At 54.9% G+C, this 14,131-nt stretch carries 13 protein-coding genes and 1 pseudogene; 9 read left to right on the forward strand and 5 right to left on the reverse strand.

Features of this window, described 5'->3' with window-relative positions:
* The 3 genes and pseudogenes from RT340_RS16215 to RT340_RS16225 form a co-directional block, all read left to right on the forward strand.
* Positions 1-138 (forward strand): annotated as a pseudogene (locus RT340_RS16215) (molecular chaperone); the annotation flags it as partial.
* Complete coding sequence (locus RT340_RS16220; protein WP_211728561.1) at positions 135-2,573, forward strand: fimbria/pilus outer membrane usher protein; 2,439 nt, start codon at positions 135-137, stop codon at positions 2,571-2,573. The pseudogene RT340_RS16215 and the gene RT340_RS16220, both read left to right, overlap by 4 nt.
* On the forward strand, positions 2,570-3,535 hold the full coding sequence (locus RT340_RS16225) for a spore coat protein U domain-containing protein (protein ID WP_211728560.1): 966 nt from the start codon (positions 2,570-2,572) through the stop codon (positions 3,533-3,535). The genes RT340_RS16220 and RT340_RS16225 overlap by 4 nt, the downstream gene beginning before the upstream one ends.
* Before the next feature lie 167 nt (positions 3,536-3,702).
* Here the strand turns inward: RT340_RS16225 and RT340_RS16230 are convergent, their stop codons facing one another.
* From RT340_RS16230 to exbB, 3 genes are all read right to left on the reverse strand, one after another.
* Complete coding sequence (locus RT340_RS16230; protein ID WP_160833681.1) at positions 3,703-5,025, reverse strand: MFS transporter; 1,323 nt, start codon at positions 5,023-5,025, stop codon at positions 3,703-3,705.
* Between the two features lie 181 nt (positions 5,026-5,206).
* Entirely contained in the window at positions 5,207-5,629 is a 423-nt protein-coding gene (gene exbD / locus RT340_RS16235) for a TonB system transport protein ExbD (RefSeq protein WP_313377123.1), read from the reverse strand.
* Positions 5,630-5,634: 5 nt separating this feature from the next.
* Positions 5,635-6,363 (reverse strand): tol-pal system-associated acyl-CoA thioesterase, encoded by a 729-nt coding sequence (exbB, locus tag RT340_RS16240; protein ID WP_072017041.1) that lies wholly within the window; start codon positions 6,361-6,363, stop codon positions 5,635-5,637.
* Positions 6,364-6,716: 353 nt separating this feature from the next.
* Between exbB and RT340_RS16245 the strand changes: the two genes are divergently transcribed.
* The 5 genes from RT340_RS16245 to RT340_RS16265 all read left to right on the forward strand — a co-directional run bounded on the left by RT340_RS16245 (position 6,717) and on the right by RT340_RS16265 (position 11,641).
* Entirely contained in the window at positions 6,717-7,691 is a 975-nt protein-coding gene (locus RT340_RS16245) for a TRAP transporter substrate-binding protein (RefSeq protein WP_097118131.1), read from the forward strand.
* A 49-nt stretch (positions 7,692-7,740) separates the two neighbouring features.
* The gene (locus tag RT340_RS16250; RefSeq protein WP_313377126.1) at positions 7,741-8,247 is read left to right on the forward strand and encodes a TRAP transporter small permease; all 507 of its coding nucleotides are present in this window, start codon (positions 7,741-7,743) and stop codon (positions 8,245-8,247) included.
* Between the two features lie 15 nt (positions 8,248-8,262).
* Positions 8,263-9,549, forward strand: coding sequence for a TRAP transporter large permease (locus RT340_RS16255; protein WP_034828425.1), 1,287 nt, complete (start codon positions 8,263-8,265; stop codon positions 9,547-9,549).
* Between the two features lie 133 nt (positions 9,550-9,682).
* Complete coding sequence (gene metC / locus RT340_RS16260; RefSeq protein WP_211728559.1) at positions 9,683-10,873, forward strand: cystathionine beta-lyase; 1,191 nt, start codon at positions 9,683-9,685, stop codon at positions 10,871-10,873.
* Positions 10,874-10,978: 105 nt separating this feature from the next.
* Positions 10,979-11,641 carry a DedA family protein gene (locus RT340_RS16265; protein ID WP_038644709.1) on the forward strand — a complete coding sequence of 221 codons (663 nt, stop codon included), beginning with the start codon at positions 10,979-10,981 and terminating at the stop codon, positions 11,639-11,641.
* A gap of 152 nt (positions 11,642-11,793) precedes the next feature.
* Here the strand turns inward: RT340_RS16265 and RT340_RS16270 are convergent, their stop codons facing one another.
* Positions 11,794-12,702 carry an AraC family transcriptional regulator gene (locus RT340_RS16270; RefSeq protein WP_058961925.1) on the reverse strand — a complete coding sequence of 303 codons (909 nt, stop codon included), beginning with the start codon at positions 12,700-12,702 and terminating at the stop codon, positions 11,794-11,796.
* A 205-nt stretch (positions 12,703-12,907) separates the two neighbouring features.
* Between RT340_RS16270 and dkgA the strand changes: the two genes are divergently transcribed.
* On the forward strand, positions 12,908-13,735 hold the full coding sequence (dkgA, locus tag RT340_RS16275) for a 2,5-didehydrogluconate reductase DkgA (RefSeq protein ID WP_034828419.1): 828 nt from the start codon (positions 12,908-12,910) through the stop codon (positions 13,733-13,735).
* A gap of 156 nt (positions 13,736-13,891) precedes the next feature.
* On the opposite strand, the gene RT340_RS16280 is transcribed toward dkgA, so the two are convergent.
* On the reverse strand, positions 13,892-14,131 hold a 240-nt coding region (locus RT340_RS16280; RefSeq protein ID WP_313377131.1), incomplete at its 5' end, for a multicopper oxidase domain-containing protein.

Raw genomic sequence — 14,131 nt, forward strand, 5'->3', positions numbered from 1 at the left:
GGTCGCCGCCTGGGCAATGGCCTGTTTGGCTACGTACTGGCAAACAGCAGTAACCGCTGGCCATTAACCAGCAGCGTGAGCGGTGAGCTGTCCGCAGAAGTGAATAAAGGGCACTGGAGCAGCGCGGCCGCGCGTTGATGACGTTTTCGCTGCATCCCTGCACGTTGGCAGTGGCTAGCGTGCTATGCCTGTTACCTCAAATCAGTAGCGCGGAGACCTTTTCCGAGCTACCACCGCCCCCTGTGCTGGAGAACAACGCCAGCGGTCAGCAGTACATGCTGGAGCTGGTGGTGAATCAGAACGCGCGCGGCGATATCGTGCCGGTGGAGCGCAAAAACGGCGACTTTTGGCTGCGCAGTGGCGATTTACAGCGTGCCGGTATCCCTGCGGAGAAACTCCAGGGCGAGCAAATCGATGTGAATCAACTTGCGGAGGTGAAAGCAGAATATGACGAGCGCCGTCAACGCCTGTTGCTCACCGTTCCGACCGCCTGGCTGCCCGGCCAGGTGATCGGTAAAGATCAGCGCGGCCCTCGCTACCCGGGGCGCGCCAGTAACGGTGCGCTGCTCAATTACGACTTTTACGCCACGCGTACCGATAATGCCGGTTCCCGCCTGTCGAGCTGGAATGAGCTGCGCGTGTTTGGCCCCAGCGGGCAATTCTCCACCAATGGCGTCTACACCCAACAACTGGAAGGCGGTGTCAGCGGTCAGCAAGAGGGATACATTCGCTACGATACCTGGTTCAGCAATGAAGATGAGAACGATGCAATTAGCTGGCGCGCCGGGGATCTGGTCACCGATGCGCTGAGCTGGAGTAACAGCGTGCGTCTGGGTGGCGTGCAGATTGCGCGTGATTTCAGCGTGCGACCGGATTTGGTCACTTACCCGCTACCGGCGTTTTCCGGCCAGGCCGCAGTGCCCTCTTCCGTCGATCTGTTTATTAACGGTTATCGCAGCACGCAAGCCAATGTGCAGCCGGGTCCGTGGTCGCTGACCAATGTGCCGTTCGTTAATGGCGCGGGCGATGCGGTGATCACCACCACCGATGCCGTGGGGCGCCAGGTCACTACCACGCTGCCGTTTTATGTCTCCAGCAGCCTGCTGCGACAGGGTTTGTCGGATTACTCCTTCTCGGCCGGTGCTATTCGTGAAAACTACGGACTGGAGAACTTTGACTATGGCGCAGCAGCAGCCAGCGGCTCTTATCGTTATGGGTTAACCGACTGGCTGACGCTGGAGAGCCATGCGGAAGGCAGCGACAGCGTGGCCACCGGCGGCGCTGGGGGATTGGTGAAGCTCGGCAGCTGGGGCGTGGTCAATGGTGCGCTGGCACAAAGTCAGATGGAAGGTAAACCCGGCACGCAATACAGTTGGGGTTATCAATACAACAACAGCTGGTTTAGCCTCGGCACGCAGCATGTATTACGCACCGCCGATTACGGCAATCTGGCGCTGGTCGGCAGCCGGGGCGACAGCGCCAACACCAGCTACTCACTGGCGCGACGCAGTGCGCAGTACACCGCCAGCGTGTCACTCAATCAATACGGCAGTCTGGGCCTGGCCTACTTTGATATTGCCGGCGGATCGGGCGATCGCACCCGTTTATGGAACCTGTCGTGGAGTAAAAATCTGTGGGGTAACAGCAGCCTGTATATCTCCGCCAGCCGCGATCAGGAACAGGGCGACTGGGGCGGTGCCATCTCTTTGGTGATCCCATTCGGCGAGCAGAGCAGTGCTTCGGTGAGCTATGAGCGCGATCAGCAGGGCAACAACAATCAGCGCCTCTACGTGTCACGCGCTATGCCGACCGATGGTGGCTTTGCGTATGATGCGGCCTGGGCCAATCAGGGTGGCGACAGCGGTGATTACCGCCAGGCAAGCCTGCGCTATCGCAATAACAAAATCGACACCTCAGCCGGATTCTACGGTGATAACGATAACACCACGCAGTGGGCCGATTTCACCGGTTCGCTGGTGCTGATGGATAACCGCGTGTTTGCCGCCAACGACATCAATGATGCGTTTGTGGTGGTGAAAACCGATTACCCGGATGTCACGGTGCGCTATGAAAACCAGGCAATGGGACGCACTGATAATCAGGGCTATTTGCTGGTGCCATCGATCAGCAGTTACTACGGCGCAAAATACGATATCGATACCCTGGATTTACCCGCCGATCGCACCGCACCCAAGGTGGAACAGCGTTTTGCGGTGAAACGGAAAAGCGGTTACCTGCTGAACTTCCCGGTGGAGCGCCTGCGTGCCGCCAGCGTGGTGCTGCACGATAAACAGGGGCAACCGTTGCCGATCTCCAGCCAGGTGCTGCGCCCGAATCAGGGTACGGAATATATCGGATGGGATGGCATTGTCTGGATGGAGAATCTGAGCGCTGAAAACCCAATTCATGTCGTGACGCCTGATGGGCGCAGTTGTGATACCACGCTGACCATTGCGGACGGCCAGCCAAAAGCGCTGGAGACCTACGGTCCGCTGACGTGCGACCTGCCGTCGCCGTCGCCGGGTTCGGCGGTCATCACGCCCAATAATTCACAGTCAGGAATTTCACCATGAGAAAGATTTTTTTGCTGCTGGCGCTGTTTATCTTGCCGGGCACCAGTTATGCGCTTTGTGGTTTATCGGCCCCAACGGCGACCTTTGGCTCCGTGACCACCTTCGCGGTGGGCTCCACAGTGCAGAACACCTCCAGCACCACCAACGTCAACTGTGGGTCAGGTACGCTGTCGTTGCTGGGCACCGATAACGTCACTTACGCCTTCACCACCGCGACCTATCTTAGCGGCGCGCGCGCGGTGTTGAAAACCGCCAGCACCGGCACGGACAGTATTCCGATTCAGATGTGTATCGACAGCGCCTGTGCCAGCGAACTCACGCAGGGGTCTAACCACGTTTACAGTTCATCGGCGTTGTTAACACTGGGCAGCACGCTCAATTTCAATATTCCGCTCTATTTCCGCACAGTGCCTGGACAGGTGATTGCCGCAGGCAGTTATACGACGACGATTACGCTCACTGTGAGCTATACGGTATGTGCCGGGTTGAACGTAGCAGGTTTATGCGTGGGTACGGTGCAAACCAGTACCGGCACCGCGATGCCGATTACCGTTAACCTGGTTGTGACCAATGATTGCACCACCATCACCGCGCCCAATGTGAGTTTTGGCAGCGCACCCTTGGTGGGAAGTTTCTCCACGGTACAGCAGACGATTAACGTGGTGTGTTCCAAAGGCAGCACCTTCACTGTGGGGTTGAGCAATGGCAGCTATAACAGCGGCACCACGCGCCAGATGGCGAGCGGCACCAACCGGCTGGCTTATGACATTTATAAAGGCACCACCACCACGACACGCTGGGGCCCGACTGGCACTGACCGCTGGAGTAGCGTCAGCGCCACCTCTCTGAACGCGGATCTGGTGACGCGCAACTTCACCTATACAGCGCAGATTCTGACGACGCAGAATACGCCAGCGGCGGGGAGTTATACGGATAGCGTGGTGGTGGATCTGTCGTTTTAGGCAGGGCATGAGCGACGATGTCGCTTGTTAAGAGGCCCGATGATTGCGTTTCACTGCGCCATACCCACATATCTGCATAAACAAAAAAGCAGCCCCTTCAACAAGGGGCTGCTTTATTCGAATCGCTTCTTAACGGGCTGATATGAGGCCCGTTGTCAGCCAGGGCGTTACAGCGAAGCTCCCACCGGCGTGCCGCCATGGCGCGCCTGATACTGTTTCACCATGCGGCCAATCAGCAGCGTCCCGATCAATCCGCACACCGCCGCGAATGACAACCACACGCCGGGCATCGCTTTATCACCCGTGGCATGGATCAGGTAGCTTGAAACTGCTGGCGTGAAGCCACCAAACAGCGCGGTCGCCAGGCTATAAGCCAGTGAGAAGCCGGTGGCGCGCACTTCAGCCGGCATAATTTCCGCCAGATAGACCACCATCGCACCGTTATAGCTGGCATACAGGAACGATAACCACAATTCCGCTTCCACCAGATGCGCAAAGGTGGGCGATCCCACCAGCCAGTGCAGCACTGGCCAGGTGGTAAGAATCATCAGGATAGTAAAAGTGATCAGCAGCGGGCGGCGTCCTATGCGATCCGACAGCGAGCCCATGACCGGCAACCAAATCAGGTTAGAGATGCCGACAAACAGCGTCACCATAAAGCTCTGCTCGTCGCTCATCATCAACACGGTTTTGCCAAAAGTCGGGGTGAAGGCGGTGATCATGTAGAACATCACCGTGGTGGTCACCACCATCAGCATCCCCGCCAGTACCAATGCCCAGTTCTCACCGACCGAGCGCATAATCTGTCCCATGGAAGGATGCTGCTTGCGCTTGCTGAACGCTTCGGTTTCTTCCAGCATGCGGCGGATCCAGAACAGGAACGGCACAATCATACAACCGACCACGAACGGAATACGCCAGCCCCATTCGGTGACCGCATCCTTCGCCAGCAGATGGTTCAGGCCGAGGCCGAGCAGCGCCGCGAAGATCACCGCAACCTGCTGGCTTCCAGACTGCCAGCTAACATAAAAACCTTTGCGTCCTTTTGGTGCTACTTCAGACAGATAAACTGACACACCGCCCAATTCCACACCCGCAGAGAAGCCCTGCAGCAAACGACCCAGCAGAATCAGAATCGGTGCGGCGGCACCCAGCGTGGCATAGCCCGGCACCAGGGCGATGGTGAGTGTGCCCAACGCCATCAAGCCCAATGTCAGTAACAGTCCTTTACGGCGTCCGTGATGGTCGATGTAGGCACCCAGAATAATCGCGCCAAGTGGACGCATCAGGAAGCCCGCACCAAAGGTCATCAGCGTGAGCATCAATGAAGCAAAGGGATCATCTCCGGGGAAAAAGGTTTTGGCGATCGCCGTAGCGTAATAGCCAAACACCATAAAATCGTACATCTCAAGAAAGTTACCGCTGGTAACGCTAAAGATGGTTTTGGCCCCGCCTTGCGATGGCTTTTGTAAAGATTGACTCACGCTCATGTTGTCCTTCCTGGGTTTTTCTACCGTTGTAGCGGGTTGCGCCAGGAATAGATGTGATCAGCCTCACCATTGCAGTTTACAAAAGTGATACCAAAAGTAACAAGAAATTAACATTGACGGCGGGAGAAAATAGAAAGGGCCGCTTTCGATGGCGGCCCTTATGAGCGATAAGAGGGGGGATTTATTTCTTCACCGTCTCCATGCCCATCAAACCAATCTTCAGATAACCCGCTTCACGCAATTGATCCATCACGCTCATCAGGGTTTCATAATCCACTGACTTATCCGCCTGGAAGAAGATGGTGGTGTCTTTCTTGCCTTCGGTCTGCGCCGTCAGCGCATTCACCAGCGTCTCTTTGGTGACCGCATTGTTGCCGATATAGATCTGCTTATCTTCCTTAATAGATAGATAAACCGGTTTTTCCGGACGCGGTTGCGGTGCGCTGGTGGAGGCAGGCAGGTTAACACGCACATCCACCGTGGCTAATGGCGCGGCGACCATAAAGATGATCAGCAGAACCAGCATAACGTCGATAAACGGCGTCACGTTGATTTCATGCATTTCGCCATCGCCTACCGAGTCATCGTTTAAACGCATCGCCATAATACTTATCCTACGCGCAGTTTCTGTGCCGCCGTCGGACGGGTCGCTTCTTTCGCGGTGTCCACATTGCCGAGATCCAGATCGCGGCTCTGCAGCAGCATCACCTGCGCCGCAACATCACCCAATGAGGCTTTGTAGCTGGCAATCATGCGCGCGAAGACGTTGTAGATAACAACAGCAGGAATAGCAGCAACCAGACCAATCGCGGTCGCCAGCAACGCTTCTGCGATGCCCGGCGCCACAACAGCGAGGTTGGTGGTCTGGGTTTTAGCGATACCGATAAAGCTGTTCATGATGCCCCAAACGGTACCAAACAGACCGATGAAGGGTGCAACAGAACCGATGGTAGCGAGGAAGCCGTTACCGCGACCGGCATGACGGCTGAATGCCGCAACGCGACGATCAAGGCGGAAGCTGGTACGTTCCTTAATGCCATCAAGGTCTTCGGTACCTGCAGAGAGTTCCAGCTCATTCTGCGCATCGTTCAGCAACACCGCACTATGGCTGTTACTTTTGAAGCTTTCAGCGGCGCGGTAAGCATCATTAAGCGAACGCGCTTCGCCCAGCGCCTGCTGTTCGCGTTTCAGGCGACGTTTCGCCCCGCTCAGCTCAGCAAACTTGCCGAAGAAAATCGCCCAGGTGACAACCGAGGCCAGTAACAGGCCAATCATCACCACTTTTACCACGATATCGGCATGCTGATACATGCCCCAAACGGAGAGGTCCGTTTGCATCAAATCACTGGCTACCACGCTGCGTCTCCAACTTCTGTTGCACAGTTCACGATTGAAGCGCGGATCATAGCAAAAAAATTGACCGAAGTGATAGTAGTTCTCATTACTATTTACAAACGATTAATGCTTCAATTTCCAACAATCTATGTGGTTTTTATGGATGCGCTGGCTGATGTTTTACAAATGTGACATAAACTGAAAATTTATTAAAACATCGTTTCAAAATGTGATGTATTTCATCCAATCAACATTTGACCACTTTTTCGCCAGCGCAATTTCACTATTCTGAGCCAGCCCTTCCCGATTGTGGTGTGCCTGACACCGCTAATGATCATCAAGCTGGAGCAATAATAATGACATCTAAAAAACGACTCACGATTGCAATCTCTTCTCTGGTTATGCTGCTGGCGAGTGGTGCTCACGCCAAAGTGTTAAAAGTCGCGGAAGTACAGCCCGCCGGTTATCCCACCGTGGTCGCGCTGCAACATATGGGCGATAAGTTAAAAGAAGCGACACAAGGACGATTAGAGTTGAAGGTCTACGCTGGCGGCGTGCTGGGCGATGAGGATCAAACGCTGCAACAGGTTCAGCTCGGCGCGATTGACATGATTCGCGTCTCGCTGGCTCCTGTCACCACTATCGCCCCTGAAACCAGTGTGCTAACCCTGCCCTATGTGTTCCGCGATGAAGACCACATGCACAAGGTGCTGGATGGCGATGTCGGCAAACAGATTGTCGAAAAATTCGATAACGATCCCCGCACGCGCATGGTGTTCCTCGGCTGGACCGACGCGGGCACACGCAACATGATCACCAAAAAACCCATCACCAAACCCGAAGATTTACAGGGGATGAAAATTCGCGTGCAGAACAGTGCCATTTCACTGGCCACGCTGAAAGCGATGGGTGCCAATCCTGTGGCAATGGGCGTCAGCGAAGTGTTTAGCGCCATGCAAACCGGCGTGGTCGATGGCACAGAGAACAATCCACCGACGTTTGTCGCCCACAACTATCTTCCCGTGGCGAAGTACTACACCCTGAGCGGCCACTTTATTCAGCCGGAGATGATCCTGTTCTCTAAAGCCTCGTGGGGACGGCTTTCCGCAGAAGATCAGGCGCTGCTGAAGAAACTCGGCAAGGAAGCGCAGGATGAAGAGCGCCAGCTGTGGGCCACTTACACCGCCCAGTCAGTGGAGAAAATGAAAGCCGGCGGCGTGACATTCCAGGACACCAACCGCGATTACTTTATGAAAGCCACGCAACCGGTGCGCGACCAGTTTGGCGGCAATTATCAGGATCTGATGAAACAGATTGCGGATGTGAAATAACCCTCTCAGCGCCGCGCGACCGCGTGGCGCCTTGCTCAGGTAACGAAGCATGAATGCATATTCCCGTTTGATGGATGGGCTCTATCTGTTATGCATGGGCATCGCGGCGGTAGCGCTGTTGATTATGGTCTCGGTGATACCTATCGGTATTTTTGCGCGCTATGTGCTAAACGGCGCCCTCTCGTGGCCGGAGCCGGTCGCTATCGTCTGCATGATCATCTTTACCTTTATTGGTGCGCCCGTCGGATTGCGGGCAGGCACACACATTTGTGTGTCGATGGTGACCGATCGCCTTTCCGAAACCGGGCAAAAATGGGCGCAACGGCTGTGCAACCTGCTGCTGATCGTGGTCTGTCTCATCCTGCTGCAGGCCAGCTACAGCTTGTGTGAGGCCATGTGGGTTCAACCGCTGGCGGCCTTGCCTGCTGTGACGTATGGCGAAATGTATCTGCCCATTCCTATCGGCGCGCTGTTTACGCTGCTGTTTGTGATCGAGCGAATACTGAATGGCGATCAAAGTCAGCGTCCGCTGGTGACGCTGGGCGGCACACACTAAATTCGGAGCACTAAAATGGATGCTTTCATTCTGGTTGGTAGTTTGGTGTTGCTGCTGTTGGTCGGCTTTCCGGTGGCGTTTGCCGTGGGGTTTGCCGCTTTTATTGGCGCCTGGTGGATTGATTTGCCACTGGAAGCCGTGGTGATTCAGATCACCAACGGGGTCAACAAATTTTCACTCCTCACCATTCCGTTCTTCATTTTGGCCGGGGCGATCATGGCCGAGGGAGGGATTGCCCGCCGCCTGGTGAACTTTGCCTATATCTTCGTCGGTTTTATCCGCGGGGGCTTGTCGTTGGTGAATATCGTGGCATCGACATTTTTTGGCGCCATTTCAGGATCGTCAGTGGCCGATACCGCCTCGATCGGGTCGGTGATGATCCCGCAAATGGAGCAGAAAGGTTATCCGCGAGATTTTGCCGCCGCCGTGACCGCCAGCGGTTCAGTGCAGGCGGTATTAACGCCGCCCAGCCATAACTCCGTGATCTACTCGCTGGCCACCGGTGGCGTCGTTACCATATCCTCGTTGTTTGTTGCGGGTATTATCCCGGGGCTGATGCTGGGATTCTGTTTGATGGTGATGTGCCTGGCGTTCGCACGCAAGCGCGGTTATCCCAAAGGCGAAGCCATTCCGTTGCGTCAGGCGGTAAAAATCTTCTTCGATGCGTTCTGGGGACTCTTTACCATCGTCATTATTTTGGGCGGTATTCTTTCCGGCATTTTTACCGCTTCGGAATCCGCTGCGATCGCCTGCCTGTGGGCGTTTTTTGTCACGATGTTTATTTATCGCGATTTCAAATGGAATCAGCTGCATATTCTGGTGTTTCGTACCATCAAAACCGTCACCATTGTGATGGTATTGATTGCCTTTGCGGCGGGCTTTGGCGCAGTGATGACCTTTATGCAACTGCCGACCATGATCACCGATGCCTTCACCAGCATCTCTGATAATAAATACGTGATTCTGATGTGCATCAACGTGTTACTGCTGGTGATCGGCACCTTAATGGACATGGCCCCTATTATTCTGATTTTAACCCCTGTCTTGCTGCCCGTTGCCACCAGTCTGGGCATCGATCCTGTGCATTTTGGCATGATTATGATGACCAACCTGGGTATCGGTCTGATCACCCCGCCGGTCGGTACCGTGTTGTTCGTTGCCAGCGCCGTCAGTAAACAGAAAATTGAGCAAGTGGTGACGGCCATGCTGCCCTTCTACGTCACGCTGTTTTTCATCCTGATGCTGATCACTTACGTGCCCGCGCTATCGCTGTGGCTGCCGCATGTCATGGGTGTGATGTAACGCGAAATCGCAGGGACGCGCTTTTGCCCGGCCAATTCATCGACTGACTCCGATAATCCGCAATCAGGGTCAACCCACTGCAGTGTTTCGTGGTAACGTGGATGTTTTGTGGTAAGTGTCAGGAAAGGCAGTGATGGCAACGAATAAAATTGATACCACGCTGGTTAGCGCGGGACGAAGCAAACGTTACACTCAGGGCTCAGTTAACAGCGTCATTCAGCGCGCATCTTCACTGGTTTTTGACACGGTTGCTGACAAAAAACGGGCGACGGCAGGTCGTGCATCGGGCGAGCTTTTTTATGGTCGCCGTGGCACCCTCACCCACTTCTCGCTGCAAGACGCCATGACCGAACTGGAAGGCGGCGCGGGTTGCGCGCTATATCCGTGCGGTGCAGCGGCAGTATCCAATGCGATTATCTCTTTTGTCGAAGCGGGCGATCACATTCTGGTGAGCGGCGCCGTGTATGAACCGACGCAAGATTTCTGCACCAAAATTCTCAGTAAGCTGAATGTCACCACCACGTTCTTTGATCACTGCATCGGCAGCGAAATCAGTGAACTGATTCAGCCAAACACGCGCGTGGTATTCCTCGAATCTCCCGCCTCCATCACCATGGAAGTGCAGGACATTCCCGCCATCGTCGCCGCCGTACGTGCGAAAGCGCCCGACGCGATCATCATGATTGATAATACCTGGGCGGCGGGCGTGTTGTTTAACGCGCTGGAGCATGGCATCGATATTTCGATTCAGGCGGGCACCAAATACATTATTGGTCACAGCGATGCGATGATTGGCACTGCCGTCGCCAATGAACGTTGCTGGCCGCAGCTGCGTGAAAACTCGTACCTGATGGGCCAGATGGTGGATGCCGATACGGCATACATGGCCAGTCGCGGCTTGCGCACGCTCGGTACGCGTTTGCGCCAGCATGAAGAGAGCGGTTTGCAGGTTGCCGAATGGCTGGCCGCTCAACCGGAAGTGGCGCGCGTTAACCATCCGGCGCTGGCGCAGAGTAAAGGTCATGAATTCTGGCAGCGCGATTTCAACGGCAGCAGCGGACTCTTTTCCTTCATCCTGCATGAAAAATTGAGCCGTGAGCAGCTGGCGAATTACCTCGATCACTTCCACCATTTCAGCATGGCTTATTCCTGGGGTGGCTATGAATCCCTGATTCTGGCCAACCAACCGGAAGAGCTGGCGGAGATTCGCCCGGCAGGCGGCGTCGATTTCGACGGTACGCTGGTGCGTTTGCATATTGGTCTTGAACACGTTGATGACCTGCTGAACGACCTGAAAGCGGGCTTTACGCGCTTAAAACAGTAAATATTTAAACAAAACCTAAACCATTTCGTGCCGCATCGGTGAGATCAACGTCTGCGATGCCACAGATGGTTAAAATAGAATCCTTGTGACTCGATGGGATAGCAGATGGGTGTTTTACATGAGATTGTCCACGCGCTCTGGCATCAGGATTTTGCCGCGCTGGCCAATCCGGATGTCGTGTGGATTGTCTACGGCGTGATGTTTTTAACGCTGTTTCTGGAAAACGGTTTGTTGCCTGCCTCTTTTCTGCCGGGTGACAGCCTGTTGCTGCTCGCAGGCGCCATGATTGCCAAAGGCGTGATGGATTTCGTGCCCACCATGGTGATTCTGACCACTGCCGCCAGCCTGGGTTGCTGGTTGAGTTATTTACAGGGACGATGGCTGGGCAATACGCGGATGGTCAAAAGCTGGTTGATGCATTTGCCGGCGCAATATCATCAGCGCGCCTGGAATCTGTTTAACCGCCACGGTTTGATGGCGCTGCTGGTCGGGCGTTTCCTGGCGTTTGTTCGTACCTTGCTGCCGACCATGGCGGGCATTTCCGGTTTACAGAATGGGCGCTTCCAGCTGTTTAACTGGCTGAGCGGCGCGCTGTGGGTCGGGATTGTGGTCGCCATGGGCTATGGCATTAGTCAGGTGCCGTTTATCAAGCGTCACGAAGATCAGGTGATGGCGGTGCTGATGGTGCTGCCGATGGTGTTGCTGTTTGTCGGTCTGACCGGCAGCATCGTGGTGATCTGGAAAAAACGCCGCCAGAAAACGAGCTAATCCGATACGGGTTGCCATAAATGGTAACCCTTCAATGGTTCAGTGCAGTTTCGTCGCGCGCGCATTTATGCACATTTGGCCATTCAGATGGCGTCTGACAGCAACCATTCGCTCAGGGCCATTTCGTTAAATGCACATTTATCTGCATTTTTTCAGGCGGCGTCAAACGGTAACGTTTGGCGCACGCGGCTGGCTTCCTCTCCCGGCGTCACGCCGAAATAGCGTTTAAACTCCCGCGAAAACTGCGAAGGGCTTTCATAGCCCACGCGCACCGCTGCCGCACTGGCTTTCATCCCATCCTGCAACATCATTAATCGTGCCTGATGCAGACGATAGCGCTTAAGGTATTGCAGCGGCGAGGTTTGGGTGACGGCTTTAAAGTTGTGATGAAACGCCGAAACGCTCATGTTCACTTCGGCTGCCAGCATATCGACGCTGAGGCTTTCGGCGAAATGGCTTTCGATGCGTCGCAAGGCGCGCGCAATCTGGCTGAACTGGGTCTGACGATTCACCAGCGACAGCAGCGCACCGCCAATCGGGCCGGTGAGCACATAGTAGATAATTTCCCGCACCAGCTGTGGGCCCAGCACGCGCGCATCACGCGGATGGCTCATCGCATCCAGCAAACGCTCGGCAGCGCACAGCATCTCTTCACTCATAAACGCCGAATGGATACCGGAAGTCTGCAACTGCGGCTGAAATTGTTCGTCGTCGCCAATATCCATCAACAGATCCTGCAAGCTGGCGATATCCACGCTCAGGCACATGCCGGCCAACGGCTCTTCCGGAGTGGCTTCGGTTTCGCACTCCACCGGCAGCGGTACGGTCAGCATCAAATACTTCGTGGCGTCGTAATGAAACACCGTGCTGCCGAGATAACCGGTTTTACGTCCCTGAAAAAGAATCACAATGCCGGGTTGATACATCATCGGCGTGCGCGGAAGCGTTTCGCAGGCGTAGATGAGCTTGACGTTTTCCACAGCGCACAGCGGCTTACGCGCATCATTCATTAGCGCGGTTACGCGCTGCGCCAGCTGGCGGCAAAGGGCATCGTTCGGCATGGATCACTCTCAGGCAGCAAAAAAATCAGTGTGCCGCAATGCTGCTCAAAGCTCCACCCTTCAGCAGAATCAGGCAAGATTCTGGCAGAAATGACCAGGGTAAAAGGGCGAGGTGATTGCCACAATGATCCTGCGGTTGAGTTTGTTGACTAGACTTAACCACAGCGCTTTTACGGTAAGTCACTGCGACAGATAAGGAGCAACTATGGCAGAGCAACCCATTATCAAACTGCACGACGGCAATATGATGCCGCAACTCGGACTCGGTGTCTGGCAAGCGAGTATCGAGGATGCCCGGGCGGCGATTGTCGAGGCCCTAAAAGTAGGCTATCGCTCGATTGATACCGCCGCCATCTACAAAAATGAGGAAGCCGTCGGTCAGGCACTGCAGGACACCGATGTCGCACGCGAAGACATTTTCATTACCACCAAACTGTGGAATGACGACCAGCAGAACGGTCAGCAGGCGATTGAGACCAGCCTGAAGAAGCTGCAACTGGAGAGCGTCGATCTCTATCTGATGCACTGGCCGTGCCCGGAAAAAGATCACTACGTTGAAGCCTGGAAAAAGATGATTGAGCTGCAACAGCAGGGCTTAACCAAAAGCATTGGCGTCTGTAACTTCCATGAAGCCCATCTCAAACGCCTGATCGATGAAACAGGCGTCTCGCCGGTGGTGAACCAGATTGAGCTGCACCCGATGCTGCAACAGCGCACCCTGCATGCCTGGAACGCACTGCATCAAATCCAAACCGAATCCTGGAGCCCGCTGGCGCAAGGCGGTAAAGGAGTATTCGATCAGGAGATCATCCGCGAACTGGCGAAGAAATACGGTAAGACGCCAGCGCAGATTGTGATTCGCTGGCATCTGGATAGCGGATTAGTGGTGATTCCAAAATCGGTGACGCCGGAACGTATTCGTGAAAACTTCCAGGTATTCGACTTCAGACTGGAAAAACCCGAGATCAGCGAGATCACTAAGCTGGATAAAGGAAATCGTTTGGGGCCGGATCCGGAGAGCTTTAACGGCTAAGTCGGCACAGTTTAACCGCCAGGCGAATACGGTCAATGCGTGCTCGCCTGTATTGGCTTCACAACAGCCATGCGGTCATGTGCGGGTTGCTATGAATCGTGACCCTGTCGATTTGACAATCTGTTGTAAGGTGCGCATCACTGCGCACCTTTTTTCTTATGGCACCGGATTGACCTGCAACTGCCCCGCCGTGCCGCGGTCGGCTAATTCCAGCGTCTGGCTGTAGTAGACAAACGGGAAGTGATCCGACGAACTCTGCGGGAAGCTCACCAGCAACTCCACATCACCATCTACCCATACCGTATCTTTCCAGCCGCGATCTTCGCCCATCGGCTGTGCGCCATTGACGCTTTTGATCAGGAACATCACGCCCTGAATATGCATCGATTGCGGGCG

Origin of the sequence: Pantoea sp. CTOTU50773, assembly GCF_032082325.1 — a bacterium.
Classification (GTDB): domain Bacteria; phylum Pseudomonadota; class Gammaproteobacteria; order Enterobacterales; family Enterobacteriaceae; genus Pantoea; species Pantoea communis.